General features: G+C 30.1%; 10 protein-coding genes and 3 pseudogenes. 2 read left to right on the top strand and 11 right to left on the bottom strand.

Features of this window, described 5'->3' with window-relative positions:
* The 7 genes and pseudogenes from KJQ97_RS07245 to KJQ97_RS07215 all read right to left on the bottom strand — a co-directional run.
* A pseudogene (locus KJQ97_RS07245) lies at positions 1-126 on the bottom strand (flagellin N-terminal helical domain-containing protein); the annotation flags it as partial.
* A gap of 41 nt (positions 127-167) precedes the next feature.
* Entirely contained in the window at positions 168-2,300 is a 2,133-nt protein-coding gene (locus tag KJQ97_RS07240) for an autotransporter outer membrane beta-barrel domain-containing protein (RefSeq protein ID WP_214120406.1), read from the bottom strand.
* Positions 2,301-2,396: 96 nt separating this feature from the next.
* A complete protein-coding gene (locus KJQ97_RS07235) occupies positions 2,397-2,843 on the bottom strand; it encodes a hypothetical protein (RefSeq protein WP_214120405.1) in 447 nt (148 codons plus the stop codon).
* Positions 2,833-3,765: a D-2-hydroxyacid dehydrogenase gene (locus KJQ97_RS07230; RefSeq protein ID WP_214120404.1), complete on the bottom strand. Its 933-nt coding sequence runs from the start codon at positions 3,763-3,765 to the stop codon at positions 2,833-2,835. Before KJQ97_RS07230 ends, KJQ97_RS07235 begins: the two co-directional genes overlap by 11 nt.
* Positions 3,762-4,820, bottom strand: a complete 1,059-nt coding sequence (locus KJQ97_RS07225) for an iron-containing alcohol dehydrogenase (protein ID WP_214120403.1) — start codon at positions 4,818-4,820, stop codon at positions 3,762-3,764. Before KJQ97_RS07225 ends, KJQ97_RS07230 begins: the two co-directional genes overlap by 4 nt.
* A gap of 9 nt (positions 4,821-4,829) precedes the next feature.
* Positions 4,830-5,996 (bottom strand): glutathionylspermidine synthase family protein, encoded by a 1,167-nt coding sequence (locus KJQ97_RS07220; RefSeq protein WP_214120402.1) that lies wholly within the window; start codon positions 5,994-5,996, stop codon positions 4,830-4,832.
* A gap of 105 nt (positions 5,997-6,101) precedes the next feature.
* Positions 6,102-6,770 carry a hypothetical protein gene (locus tag KJQ97_RS07215; protein WP_214120401.1) on the bottom strand — a complete coding sequence of 223 codons (669 nt, stop codon included), beginning with the start codon at positions 6,768-6,770 and terminating at the stop codon, positions 6,102-6,104.
* 107 nt (positions 6,771-6,877) lie between these two features.
* Between KJQ97_RS07215 and flgE the strand changes: the two genes are divergently transcribed.
* A complete protein-coding gene (gene flgE / locus KJQ97_RS07210; protein ID WP_214120400.1) occupies positions 6,878-9,367 on the top strand; it encodes a flagellar hook protein FlgE in 2,490 nt (829 codons plus the stop codon).
* Between the two features lie 83 nt (positions 9,368-9,450).
* Entirely contained in the window at positions 9,451-10,410 is a 960-nt protein-coding gene (corA, locus tag KJQ97_RS07205; RefSeq protein WP_214120399.1) for a magnesium/cobalt transporter CorA, read from the top strand.
* 505 nt (positions 10,411-10,915) lie between these two features.
* On the opposite strand, the gene KJQ97_RS07200 is transcribed toward corA, so the two are convergent.
* From KJQ97_RS07200 to KJQ97_RS07185, 4 genes and pseudogenes are all read right to left on the bottom strand, one after another.
* Positions 10,916-11,299: a type II toxin-antitoxin system death-on-curing family toxin gene (locus tag KJQ97_RS07200; RefSeq protein ID WP_214120398.1), complete on the bottom strand. Its 384-nt coding sequence runs from the start codon at positions 11,297-11,299 to the stop codon at positions 10,916-10,918.
* Complete coding sequence (locus KJQ97_RS07195; RefSeq protein WP_214120408.1) at positions 11,296-11,469, bottom strand: hypothetical protein; 174 nt, start codon at positions 11,467-11,469, stop codon at positions 11,296-11,298. The genes KJQ97_RS07200 and KJQ97_RS07195 overlap by 4 nt, the downstream gene beginning before the upstream one ends.
* A 292-nt stretch (positions 11,470-11,761) precedes the next feature.
* A pseudogene (locus KJQ97_RS10065) lies at positions 11,762-12,061 on the bottom strand (flagellin); the annotation flags it as partial.
* Between the two features lie 1,446 nt (positions 12,062-13,507).
* Positions 13,508-13,837, bottom strand: a pseudogene (locus KJQ97_RS07185) (flagellin hook IN motif-containing protein); the annotation flags it as partial.
* Between the last annotated feature and the right edge of the window lie 121 nt (positions 13,838-13,958).

The raw sequence follows: 13,958 nt of genomic DNA, 5'->3' as shown, positions 1-13,958 counted from the left end.
ACTATCAGCAATTGCCATACCTGAAGCATCATCAGCAGCAGAGTTAATTCTAAAACCTGAGTTTAACTTATTTAAAGAACTGTCAATTGATCTATTGTTCATAGATGCGTTTGCATGAGCGCTTAGCTAGTGGGGGTTTGATAAAAAAGGGCTTAAAGCCCTTTATTTTAAAATGTATATCTAATAGTTGAGTTTATTTCATAATCATTTGTAAGTTTTGTGCCAAAGCTTCTTTCAACACTTAAATTCAATCTTAAATTATCGCTAAATGTATATGCTGTGCCAACGCTTACAAATCCTCTATCGCTAGCTCCTAATTTGCTTTTTACCTTAGCATTTACTCCTTTTATAATATCGCCTATTAAAAGGTCTGCTTCTTTAGTTTGAGTATCAATTACTGCCCCAACACCAGCTCTAAATGTAAAATCATTTACGCTATAACCTGCAAATATTTGTGGTTTAAATATTAATGGAGAATGAGCATCTACATTTATTTTAAACTTATTAAAGATTTTTAAGCTTGATTCATATTTGCCGATATATCCAGTGATTATCTCAAGGCTTGGTTCAAGATAAAAATTATTATTTACATTAAATCTATATCCACCCTCTGCACTAACCAAGAATGAATTTTGAGATTTAACATCAACAAATTTACTATCATAACTACTTCTTATATATTTTAATACCAAATCAGCAAAATATCCATCATTGTGAATATAGCTTAAATACGCTCCTACACTAGTGTCTTTTGCTCTTACACCTGCATTGATTTTATCATAGCCAAATAGCACACCAGCAAGAATATCAGCATTATTTAAGCTAGTTTTTTTATCTGCACCAATTTGGGTTGAATAGTAATTGAAATTATTGTTACCATTACTAAAACGACCACCATAAATTCTAAACCAAGTCCCAATATCCGCATTTAAACCACGCACTTCACCTAAACGCTTATTCATATTATTGATTTGAACATTTAAAGTGCTTAGAGCTTCTGCTGTTATATCGTCTTTTTTCTCATCTAAAATTGTTGTAGCTATTTGATTTGCTAAGGTTTGTGCTTGTGCTTTTACTTCAGGAGCTGCATTGCTTAAATCTCCATTGTGCGAAGCTGCTAAACTGATTAATGCGTTAGCGTGAGTTTGAGTATTAGTCGTATAAATACCACTTGACATTAACTCTTCTTTAACTTTTTTACCTTCTTCTGTATTGTTTGTAATATTTGCTTCAATATTTTCTAATTCTTTTTTTAAGTTTTCTAAATCATTATTAGCTGTATTTAGTTCTGCTTTAGCTTTTTCAAGGTCTTCACTTGCAGTATCTAAAGCTGTTTTAGCATCAGCTTGATTTTGTTTAGCTGTTAAAATGGCAGCACTTGCATTTTCAAAATCTTTTTGAGCTTTTTCTAAATTCGCTTTTGCGTCAGCTTGTTTTTTAGTGTTTTCTTCTATATGTGATGTTGTGTTTGTTAAATCTTGTTTTTTAATTTCTAAATCAACTGAAGCTTGATTTTTTTTATTTGTTATATTGGTTTGATTATTTTTAATATTTTTTACTTGTAATTTAGCATTGTCTAATTCACTTGCTGCTAAGTCTTTTGCTCCAGATAAAGGTGCGATATTATTATCAGAAGCTTTTAAGGCTTGTTCTGCTACGGTTTTTGCCGTTTCTTTTTCTTGCAATTGAGTTTCTATAGCTTTTTTGCCTTCTTCATCAGCTAAATTATATTTTTCTAACATTGCCTCATGTTCTTTTCTTGCTTCTTCATAATTTGTATGAAGCTTTTTTCTTTCTTCTTGTTGCCCGTCTAATTTTGCTAAGGCTTCTTTGAATTTTAAGTCTTTTTCGGTAACGCTTGAATTTGCTATTTCTAAATTAGTAGCTAGTAACTTTAAATCTTCTTCGTATTTTGTAATACTGCTTTCTAATTGACTAATTTCAGAATTTAAATTATCTTTTTGAGTATTTAAAGAATTACCTTGATTTACTAAGTTTGTATGTTCTAGCTCAGCTTTACTCTTTAAGCCTTGTTTTTCTCCAGCTATAGTTGTAGCGTCTGTAATAGCTTTAGATAAATCTTTATATGTTTTGTCTTTTGCTAAATAATCATTATTAGCATTATTTACGCTTTCTTGTTTTTGAGCTATTAGAGTATTTTGCTCTTTAATCTTGCTTTCTAACTCTGTTTTTTGACTTAAAAAAGTATCTAAACTATTACTTAAACTATTTTCTACTGCATATACATTTGTCCCTAGTAGTGCCACTGCACAAACCGATGAAAATAATACTTTTTTCATAATTTCTCCTTATTATAAATTCCATCTAAATATAATATTTTTTTGTAAATTTTATTAGATTATTAGGAAAAAATTATTATAGAATAATAAAATTTATTATTTATTAATTTTAATGATAATATTTTTTGAAGAAAACTCACATTTTAAATCATCAACAACATAAGTTAAATCATCAATTATTTGAGTAAAACCATTTTGAGTTTTTGAGTAATTTTTCTTAGAAAATATATTTTTACATAAAATTATATCTTTTAATAAATCATCATAATACCATTTGCCAAAAAATTTTTCATTAAAGCTTTTTTTGGTATAGCATTCGTTGTTAAAACATATTTTTTCATTGATTTTAAAAGTATTTATGTATTTTCCAAGTGCATATAAATCAAGACTTAAATCACCTTTATTATCCTTTAAAAAACCTTGTCCTTTAAACTTAATAATATCGCTTTTAATAGTTAGATTTATAGTTGTAGTTGGAATTTGCTTAGCACAAGAGCTAAAGAATAGGGCTAAAATTAGCCCTAAGTAAATCTTATTTACCATTTAAAAAATCTCTTAAATTATTCACCATCATTGCCACTAGCCTTGTAACACACTCACAAGCAGTCCAAGCTATGTGTGGGGTGATTATTAGATTTTGCTTTTTGCTTATGTTTAATAAAGGATTATCAGCACTCATTGGCTCAACTTCTACAACATCAAGCCCAACGCGGATATTTTTACTATCAATTGCTTTTGCGAGTGCTACTTCATCAATTATCCCGCCACGCCCAAGATTTAGCAAATACGCATTATCTTTCATCATTGTTAGTTCTTTTTCGCTGATTAATTTATATGATTTGTCGTTAAGTGGAGCGTGAATGCTTATAATATCGCTATTTTTTAGCAATTCTTCTAAGCTAACTTTTTTAAAATCAGCATTGTTATTATTACCACTAAGACTTGTATAAATCACATTAGCACCAAACATTTGTGCTATTTTTGCAACTTCTTTTCCAATAGCTCCAAGTCCTATAATTCCCCAAGTTTTGCCTTCTATTGTGTAAATTCTTCTTGAATAATCGCAAAATAGTTCGCTCTTAGCCCAATTGCCTTTTTTTGTGTAGTCATTATAATAAATAGTTTCGTTCATTAATGATAAAAGTAGAGCATAAGTATGTTGAGCCACACTTTTTGTGCTATAACCTGCTACATTTTTAACTACGATATTAAATTCTTTTGCTGCAAGCAAATCAACCGTATTCATACCCGTTGCACTAATTAAAATTAGTTTTAAATCAGGGCAAGCTTGCATAACTTCACGGCTCATTTTGATTTTATTAATCACTGCTACTTCGCATTTTTCTAATCTTTTTACTACTTCATTAGGCGATGATTTTTCATATAATACAACTTCGCCAAATTCTTTAAATGCGTCAATGTTTTCTCCACCTAAGGTGTTTGCGTCTAAAAATACAATTTTCATTCTTTCTCCTTTTTATAAATTAAAGCATTTTTTATCTCATCAAGATTTGTTATAAAACCACGATTAATTAGATTAATAACATCGCTAGATGCAAAGACTAAACTAGCTATTTTGTCAATATGTTTTAAAAACTCATCTTCTTTTATAAAATCACTTATTTTAGTAGGTAAATTGATTTCTTTGTAAAACTTAAGCAATTTTTCATATTCATCATATTTTTTCTCAATTAGTAATTGGACTAAAATACCAAATGCTACTAATTCTCCGTGCAAGAAGTTTTTTTCTATTTCTTTAATATAACTTATCGCATAGCAAGTTGCGTGAGCAAAAGCCCCATTATATTCAATATTAATTGAGCGTGAAACATAGCCAGTATTTACTATTATTGACATTACGACATTTTTAAAACTCAAATCATCATTTAAAGATTTTGCATATTCATAGTTTAAATCTACGCACAAATTACTACAAATTTTGCCAAAAGAATTTGAGTAATTTACGCCTATATTATTAGCTTTTGCATATTTTAATTGCAAATCAAATTCGTAAAATTTCGCCATCGTATCGCCAATACCTGCTATTAAATACCTTTTAGGAGCGTTTTTAATAGTTTCTAAATCTATAAAACATTTAAAAGGTGGTTCTTTAAAAAGCGCTAATTCTTTAAACTTTTCATCTTCATAAATAACAGATAGAGCAGATACAGCAGCACAAGTTGCAGCGATTGTTGGTATAGTAATTATTTTTAGATTAAAAGCATTTGCTATGTATTTTGAAGTATCTAAAACCTTACCACCACCAATTGCTAAGACTAAATCAAATTCTAAGCCTTTGCATTCATTTATAATTTTATTAATATCATTAAACGAGCATTCTTTAGTATGCGTTAGATGATAATTGCCACTAATTGCGTATTCTAATTTATCTTTAAATTTCGCAAATGCCGTAACTCCAGCAATAACTAAAATATTTTTATAATTTTGTAATTCTTGTTTTAAATTCTTTTTAATATCAAAATCAACTACAAATGAAGTAAGACTTAGAATTTCTTGCATATTTTTCCTTTATTTAATAATGTGTCCTACGAATTGTGCGTAATTATCTATAATAGTTCCACCTTTTCTAAATCCAAGTCCGCACGCTTCGTAGGCAAAAAATACCCCAGCTTGATAGAACTCGCCATTATATTCGTTAAGTTCTGCAAATTCTTGATAAATAAATCCGTTATTTTCATAATCTCCATTATTTTTTGTAATTATTTCGCCATTTTTGTCCAAAATCGTAACATTTGCACCTTCACGACCAAAAAACGGCTTTTTAACTTGTTTAGCGTTTTCAAGTGGTAAAAAGCTAGTTTTTAATAAATATTTATGATTTGGATAAAGCTGCCATAAAATCTCTAAAATAGCCTTGCTTTGAAATAATAATGTATAAGCAGGATTTAGGATAATTGCTTTTTGGTTTTTGATTATTTTTGTTAGTAAATGTGCTAATTCGCTTTCTTCAATAGCTATTATTTCCCAAGGAATTAGCATAAAGCAAAACTCATAATTCTCATCAGCTAAAAACACTCCATCTTCGCTAAATTCAACATCTTCAACATAAGCAAACTCGCATTCATATCCAGCATCTTTTGCCATTTGCATAAGCAATCTTGTAGTTAGCTCTTCTTCAGTATTTTTTACACTTGTAAAAAGTATTTTCCAGCCTTCATATACTTCATCAAAATTACTTACATCTTCATCTAAAGTTGATAAGCGTTTAAAATTATCAACGATTGCTTCGTAAGTGTGATTAAATTGATTGCTTTCATCTAAGTTATTTAGTCTTAATTGCTCAAATTGTAAAATCGCCGTTTCAAAAAGTGCCGTTGGAGTATTTGCATTAAACTCAAGCAATTTAATAGGTAAATTATCAAGCCCACCAGCTAAATCAAAACGCCCATATAAATGCCAATGAACTTCATTTTCCCAAGATAATTTCACAACTTCGTGTAAATTAAAAGGAATGCCAAGTTTATCTAAAAGATTATTATCAATTACATAAGAACCTGCGTTTATAAACATATCATATAGCTCATTACAAGCGTTATAATAATTATTTGCTTCATCTTCGCTAATTATTATTAATTTATCATCTACATATGATTTTTTATCTTCATTTGTATGCCAAGTAAAACCCATATTTTCTAGCTTTTCAGTGCTTAGTTTTTGAATATTTAAAAATTTCATTTTTCTCCTTTTAATAAAAGCTGATTTTAACAAACATTGATAAAGCTTTTATGATTAATTTTTTTTTGATATTATGAAATGTATTTCGTGAGTGGACGAACACTCTTAAAAGCAGAGTTTTACTCTGCTTATCAAATCTTCATTAAAATCACTTATCAAATCATCTAAAAATCTTTCTAAATTTCTTGGATTTATACTGATATAGCAATTTTCATATAATTTATAACTAATATTTGAATATTTGTTATTTCTCATTTTTAATAAATTCTCAAAATGACTTGCACGATTTCTAAGGATTAAAAATAGTTTTAAAAATGCTTTATTTTTATCTATTAACGATATTTTAGTTTTTGTATTATTGTTAAAATAATATTTTTTATTATTCTTATCAAATCTTTTTAAGTCTAAATCTGAAAATATATACTTCTCAATTTTTTCATCTTCAATAATCTTAATTATCGTTCCTAGCGTAAGATTGCTTAATAATTCATCTTTTGTAGGTGTTCTTTTTTTGCTTTTATATAATTTATTTATTTGTTCTTTTATACTTTCATTTTCGTAATCTAAAAGCCAATCATCATTATTAAACTTTTTTGCCAAAATATCATTTAAATAATTTCTTAAAGTTATTTCTAAAATGCCTATTTTTGGGGATAATTTTGAAATTAATTTAAGATTTTTAAAATGCTCGTCTAAGTCTTTATAACTTTGTAATCTTGTATTTGATAAGCACTTTATTAAATCTAATCTAAAATTATTTTTTACACTATCCACAAAATCCCCTTATTTTCGGTATTAAAAAACATTTTAATATAAAAAAATAAAATTGGAACACCTTTTGCTAAAACTTGCTTAGAGAATTTAATTACAAGGATATAAAAATGATGAGATCACTTTGGTCTGGAGTATCAGGTCTTCAGGCACACCAAATAGCAATGGACGTAGAAGGTAATAACATAGCAAACGTTAATACAACAGGCTTTAAGCACTCTCGTGCAAATTTTAGCGACTTGATGAACCAAACAAGCAAAGTTGCAACAGCTCCACAAGGAGAGCTAGGTGGTAAAAACCCTATGCAAGTTGGACTTGGAACTCAAATTAACTCAATTACTAAGATTTTTGCTCAAGGAAGTATCCAAACAACAAAGAAAAACACAGACTTAGCTATCCAAGGCGATGGATTTTTCGTAGTAAGCCCTGATGGTGGTAAAACTTATAAATATACAAGAAACGGGGACTTCGTTCGTGATGCTTATGGTAACTTCGTTGATAATAATGGTTATATAGCGCAAGGTTGGTTAAGAGATGAAGTTACAGGCGAAGTTGATACGACTTCTCCAATTAGAAATATAGTAATAAAACCAGGTCTTACAACCCCTGCAAATCCTACAACATTAGTTAGTTTAAAAGCAAACCTAAATTCAGGTAATAGCATAGGCGATAAAAAAACTCCAATCTATCAGCTAGATAGCAACCACGAATGGACTAATATAAACGGCGATGGTATTAAGGTTGATGCGGGTGTGCATAAAGAAAACGATGTTTCACAAAATAGCTTTATTACAAATAAAAATGGTGAATTACGCTTAAATGAGCGTGGCGTTGATATGGGAGTATTATTCAATGCTAGTGGAGAAAGTCTTGGACTTAGAAAAGGTCAAGGAATTTGGGTTAGTTATGCAGAAGCTAGAACTCAACAATTAACATTGGGTGTAAATGGTAACGCAATTGATAACAATGGTAAATTTGCTACAGCCGCTACATTAAATATAGAAATTAACGGCACTCAAATTAGTGGTAGTGTATCAAATGTAGCTGATATAGCAACTGCTATTAATGGAGTAAGTGGTAAAACAGGTGTAAGAGCTGATATAGTAAATGGAAATAGACTTATTTTAGTAAATGATAATAAGCAAGGCACAACAGCAGCTATGAAAAATATAATTCTAAAAGCTGGAAATGGTGCGGCTCAAGATGGCACAGGTATTCTAGGAAGTGCAATGGAACATCATAATCCACCTACAGGTGCTAGTATAGAAGTAATTACTGCTTATCAATATACTTATGATCCAAACCCAACTAATACAGCACACGCATTAAATGCTAATATGGAAAGAACATTTAATACCACAGAAGATTTAAGAGAAGCTATGCAAAAAGATGCAAGACTTTATGTAAATTACGATGGAAGACAAGTAACTGATGCTAATTGGAATACAAATGGGACTAAAAATGATGGAGTTGAAATCATAGTAGATGCTAAAGGACAATTCGTTATCAAAAATCCTAAAGGAGACGCATTTAATGCTGATGATGGCGATATATTTGATATGAGCACAGAAGCAATCAATGAAAGAGCTAGAATTAAATATAATAATGCACCAAATATGGGTTTTCAAAATTGGGATCAATTAGATGCTACACAACAAGCTCAATTTATTGAACTTAACCCAGATGTAAGAACTCCGGCAAATGCAAACAACAATGAAGACGACTTCAATATGTTCTTAAGCATTAGCAATCTAACAAATCCGGCAAATAATGTTAATGAAAACGATAAATTTATGAAAACAATGCAAGGTATGCAAGGAGCACTTACAAGTGGAGATGGAATTCGTCAAACTCAAGGGCTTTATATGAGCGCACATAGTTCAAGTATTGATATATTTGACTCACTTGGGACAAAACACTCAATCAAATATGACTTTACAAAAATCGGCTACACAGATGATGGTGGCACAGAGTGGGGAATAGTAATTCAAGTTCCAGAGCCTTGTGAAATCAACATTAGTGGCGAAGGTCCAAAAAATGTCCTAACAGGAACAATTAGATTTAATAGCGATGGTTCATTACAAGGATTTAGCCCAAGTTCAGTAAGCTTTACAGCAAACAACGGCTCAACTCCTAATCAAAACATAGATTTTTATTTCGGTAATCCAAATGATTTTGATGGAATTACAAGTTATGATAGAGAGAGCAATACAAGTGGTATTTCTCAAGATGGTTTTAGTGGTGGGGACTTAAACGGAATTAGAATTGATGAAAGCGGAACAATCATCGGAAGCTTTACAAATGGTAGAAGCTTTGGTCTAGCACAAATTGCGATGGCGACATTTACAAATAACGAAGGTTTAGAAGCTGAAGGCGGCAATGTTTTCACTCAAACATCAAACTCAGGTGAGCCAGTAATCGGAGCTGCTACAACAGGTGGTCGTGGTAAAATCCAAGCAAGTAGCCTTGAAATGTCTAACGTTGATTTAAGCACATCTTTAACAAACTTAATCGTAATTCAAAGGGGTTATCAAGCAAACTCTAAGACAATTACTACAAGCGATCAAATGCTTAACACACTTTTACAATTAAAACAATAATTCTTAGGATTTAAGCTTAGCCTTAAATCCTATTAAAATTTCAAAATTTTCATTATAATAATTAAAATTTATAAAGGATTTTTATGCTTTTTATTTATTATAAAGACAATTTAAATGTATTAAAACGCACTATTAATATCAATGAAGAAATACCTGAAAATACTTTATGGGTAGATTTGTTTAATTTCAACCTAGATGAGATTGCTTATATAGAAAATAATTTTAATATTAAAATTCCAAACGATGATGAAAAATACAACATAGAAGAAAGTGCGAGATATTGGGAAGAGCAAGATACTATTACTATTAATAATGTGTTTTTAAATAAAGACGCTCTAAATCAAACAACCACTACAAAAGATACGATTACATTTTTACTAAATAAAAAAGTATTATTTACAATCCGTGCTAGAGAAATTCCGACCTTTGCTTCTGTAGAAAACATAATTCTAGCAAATCCAACTCATTATAAAAGTGGCTATGAGATATTAAGCGAGATTTTTGATATGAGAGTGGATAAAGATGGAGATGTGCTAGAGTGGATTGATAAAGTGTCAAGATTGTTAAAAACTGAGATTTTAGAGCAAAAAAATGCTCTTGATTATGATTTTTACCTTGCTAAGATTTCAAATCTTCAAGATTTAAATATGCAGATTAGGTATTCGTTGTTTGAGAAGAAAAAGACCTTATCATCACTTATTAAAAGCGATAAAATAGGCGTTCATATTAAAGAGAATTTAGACATAATTTTAAAAGATTTAAATTCTTTAATAGATTTTAGCCTTTCGCAACTTGGGATTTTGGATAATATACAGACGATTTTAACTAGCAAAATTGACATAGAACAAAACAAAATCATAAAGCTTTTTACCATTGTTACCGTTGCTATGATGCCGCCTACTTTAATAGGGACAATTTATGGAATGAACTTTGAGAATATGCCTGAATTAAAATTCCAATATGGGTATTTTATAACCTTGAGCCTAATGATAATCTCTACAATAATACCTATTATATTTTTTAAGAAAAAACGCTGGTTGTAAGGACGGAATTTAAAACAATCATAAATATTTTTTATGATAGTTTTTTGATTTTGCTTAGTTTTTATAAAAAAGGTGCTAAGAATAGCACCTTAAAATAATTACAATAAAAATATATCGCTAAAATCTAATTTATGTTAAATTATTTATTTTGCTATGATTTATAGTGCTAATGTAAGTTGGAATTAATATATTTTTATTTTTTATACACTGGCACTAAATCATTTTTGATATGACAATCTCTGCAATATTTTAAATCCATTACAATGCGTAGTTTTTATAAATCAGTTCTAAGACTTCATCATTTGCAAGGCGTTTAATAATATCAAGCGTTAGATTTTTATCTTCTTTACTTGGTTTTTAAAATCTATTTTAAAGCCTTTAAAAATACGGATTATTATTTGTTGTAATTGTTACATTCATATTTGTTACTTTTGTAATCGTTAGCATATTAAATTATTAAGCGTTAAGAAAAATGCTTTAATCTAAATCTTTTAGTCTAATTTTATTATTGATTATATTTATTTATAAAATTTATCAATATTTCTCTTAGCTCATCTTTTAAAATGCTTCCATCGGCTACTTGCACGACTATATCTTCCATAACTATAGCAAATTTCTCATTATATTTATCATCTAAATCCAAAAAATGCATAGCTAAAAATATTGAAGTTCTTTTATTACCATCAGTAAAAGGATGAAATTTTATACACGAAAACATTAAATGAGTAATTTTATCGGCTAAAGTTGGATAATAATTATCGTTTTTTATGTGTTCTAATGCACTTTCTAGGTAGCCTAATTGAGTATTATTAAAACCACTCAATCCACCTGTTTTTTCAATGATTTTTTCGTGAATAATTATGGCTTCTTCTAATTTGATATATCTCATTTGTCTTTTAATCTTTTAAATACTGATAAAATCTCTGGTTTGTCTAACTCTTTTTCCATTTTTGCCATAGTTTGACTGACTAATCGTCTTTCTTCTTGGTATTCTTGTGTTTTTAAATTTTTATCTATATATGGATTTTTCACAGCGTTATCAAAATTAAATTCTTTCATCTTAACTCCTTTGTAATCGTTATCTTATACTAAATATGTTTAATTTATCAAGTTTTAAAGAATTTAAATTAGGAAATTGATTTTTAAATTTAAAAAAGGGAGCGAGTGCTCCCCTTAGGATTATTGCAATAACCTTAGTAGTTTTTTAAGATAGCTAAACGCTATCTTAAAACTTCTATTATTACTATTGTAATAATCTTTGTAGTTTTTAAGGCGACAAGCACCTTAAAAACTCCATTCATTAACGCAATAATCTTTAATGCGTTTTTAAAGGTGCTTTGCACCTTTAAAACTATTGTAATAATCTCATTACGTTTTGTTGAACAGCGTTAGCTTGGCTCATTGCATATACACCTGATTGAGCTAGGATTTGGTGTTTACTAAATGTAGCACTCTCAGATGCAAAGTCAACATCTCTAATATTACTTTCAGCTGATTTAACATTTACTTGAGTAACTGAAATATTATTAACAGTTGAAACAAGTTGGTTTTGAACAGAACCAAGGTCACTTCTAATTGCTTCAAGAGCTTTTTGAGCTGATTCAGCAATATTCATCATTGCTTGTGCACCTTTTAATGTCATAACACCTGCTGCGTAGCCGTTTTTGTTATCGCCGTTATCTCCAGCTTGCCATTCTTCATTATTAAATCCCATAGCGTCAGCTTGTTCTTTACTAATTGTTGCATTAGTTTCTCTTAAACTCACTGTTGCTTCGCTAACATTTTTATCAAATCCTAAAGCTGAATTACTTGTAAAGCCATTAGCGTCTTTAACTTCTACTTGAATATCTCTTCCGTTATTTGAAACAAGGCTTAATCTTCCCATATTAGTTGAGTTAGTTGTATTTAAGCCTATAATTGAGCTAAGACCTTCGTTATTAGGCTCATTTAGACCTGCTTTAACACCAGCGAAGAATTGTAAATATGAGTGAGCTACCATACCTTGTTGAGCTTCTGCTGTATTCATTGCTTTACCATCAGCATTATTAACTATTTGTTCTAATTTATTAGTTAATTTATCTATAGTAGCGTTAGCGTCAGCCTTAGTTGTTTGATTTTTTAACTGCTCAAATAAACCATTAATCTCCTTAGCAATTCCTGGATTAGCTCCATTATTAAAAGCAGTATTTGCTAATTTTGCAGCACCTATAGCAGAAATATCAAGGTCTTTAAAATCAACATCTTTTGCACCAATAGGCTTAGCAGTTGTATTAAATGTATTTAATGCGTTTGAAACATTAGTCTGTAATTCATCAATATTTGTTGGTGCAGTAGCTGTGAAAGTAGTTGCTAAAGTTTCTAGTGCAGTATCTAAAGCAGCTACATCACCCTTTTGATCGTAAGCAGCTAATTGACCCCTTGCTTTACCTATTGCATCACTGACATTATCAAAATAATTTTTAGCATCTGTTCCTATATTAGTTGTAAAAGTAGTATTTAATGTAGCTGACGCAGCGGCATGTGTATCATTAAAAGTTTTTAGACCATCTACAATTTCTTTAATATCTTTTGAGTTTGAAATAATATCCTTTAACTTTTCTGCATTAGCATCACCTTGAGCTTTAGCTAATTTTTCTGTAGCTGTTGGAGAACCAGGTTGTGCAGCTGTTGCAGCACTACCAATATAATCATCTAATCTTTTTATAGCTTTTTCTTTAAATTTATCTAATTCTTTTTGTTCTGTAGCTGCAAATTCTTTATAAGCATTACTTGCTGCCGTAGCTTGTTTAGTCTTAGTTAAACCATCGTTGTAAATAGCTGCATCTTGCACTCCGTGAGCGTTTTTAACATCTCCGAAACTATTTTCTCCAACTAATATATTTCCATCTTTAGTAGCATCCCAAGTATCAGCTAAGCTTAAATCCACGCCTTTTTTATTGTTGCCATTTGCTGCATCTCTTACTACTAAAGAATGAACATCATTAGCTCCACTAGGAACTTTCACATTATCCTCAACCTTAATACCCCTACCATCTCTATTTGATAATACAAGTCTACCTTTAGTATCTACAGAAGCTTCTACCCCTGTTTGATCTTTAACAGCATTAATAGCAGCTCTTAAAGCACCATTAGCATCTTTTTCTTGAACGCTTACTGTTCCGATTTTTACACCATTGATTGAGAAATTTGAAGTAGTTTCACCCGCTTTAATAGGTTGCTCAAATGTTGAAATAGCAGTTACATTAGCTTTAATACCTGTCTTATCACTAGCTTTGTTGATTGCTTCTGCTAACGCTCCAAGACCTGTGCTAGCACTTACATCGCCTTTACCATTTGTAAGTTTTACAGGTTCTATTGTTACATCGTTGATACCATCAACATTTTTAAATGTTACACTAGCAGTTCCTGTTAAATCTGCCGCTCTCACATTATGCCCAGTCTCAAACCTAGTTAACCCAATCTTATCACTTGTAGTTGCCCCAATACTAGCCTTAACTGTCTCATTTGAATATGCACCAATTTGAAATTCTTTGTTTGAAAACGTTCCA

The sequence above is a fragment of the Campylobacter sp. 2018MI01 genome (assembly GCF_018501205.1).
Lineage (GTDB): Bacteria > Campylobacterota > Campylobacteria > Campylobacterales > Campylobacteraceae > Campylobacter_E.
Note: the sequence above shows the minus strand (reverse complement) of the source record. Positions and strands in the feature narration are given on the sequence as shown.

Bases quoted from the DNA above. Each gene is read 5' to 3' on its own strand.
- KJQ97_RS07240 (WP_214120406.1), bottom strand. From the start codon at position 2,300: ATGAAAAAAGTATTATTTTCATCGGTTTGTGCAGTGGCACTACTAGGG.
- KJQ97_RS07235 (WP_214120405.1), bottom strand. From the start codon at position 2,843: ATGGTAAATAAGATTTACTTAGGGCTAATTTTAGCCCTATTCTTTAGC.
- KJQ97_RS07230 (WP_214120404.1), bottom strand. From the start codon at position 3,765: ATGAAAATTGTATTTTTAGACGCAAACACCTTAGGTGGAGAAAACATT.
- KJQ97_RS07225 (WP_214120403.1), bottom strand. From the start codon at position 4,820: ATGCAAGAAATTCTAAGTCTTACTTCATTTGTAGTTGATTTTGATATT.
- KJQ97_RS07220 (WP_214120402.1), bottom strand. From the start codon at position 5,996: ATGAAATTTTTAAATATTCAAAAACTAAGCACTGAAAAGCTAGAAAAT.
- flgE (WP_214120400.1), top strand. From the start codon at position 6,878: ATGATGAGATCACTTTGGTCTGGAGTATCAGGTCTTCAGGCACACCAA.
- corA (WP_214120399.1), top strand. From the start codon at position 9,451: ATGCTTTTTATTTATTATAAAGACAATTTAAATGTATTAAAACGCACT.
- KJQ97_RS07200 (WP_214120398.1), bottom strand. From the start codon at position 11,299: ATGAGATATATCAAATTAGAAGAAGCCATAATTATTCACGAAAAAATC.
- KJQ97_RS07195 (WP_214120408.1), bottom strand. From the start codon at position 11,469: ATGAAAGAATTTAATTTTGATAACGCTGTGAAAAATCCATATATAGAT.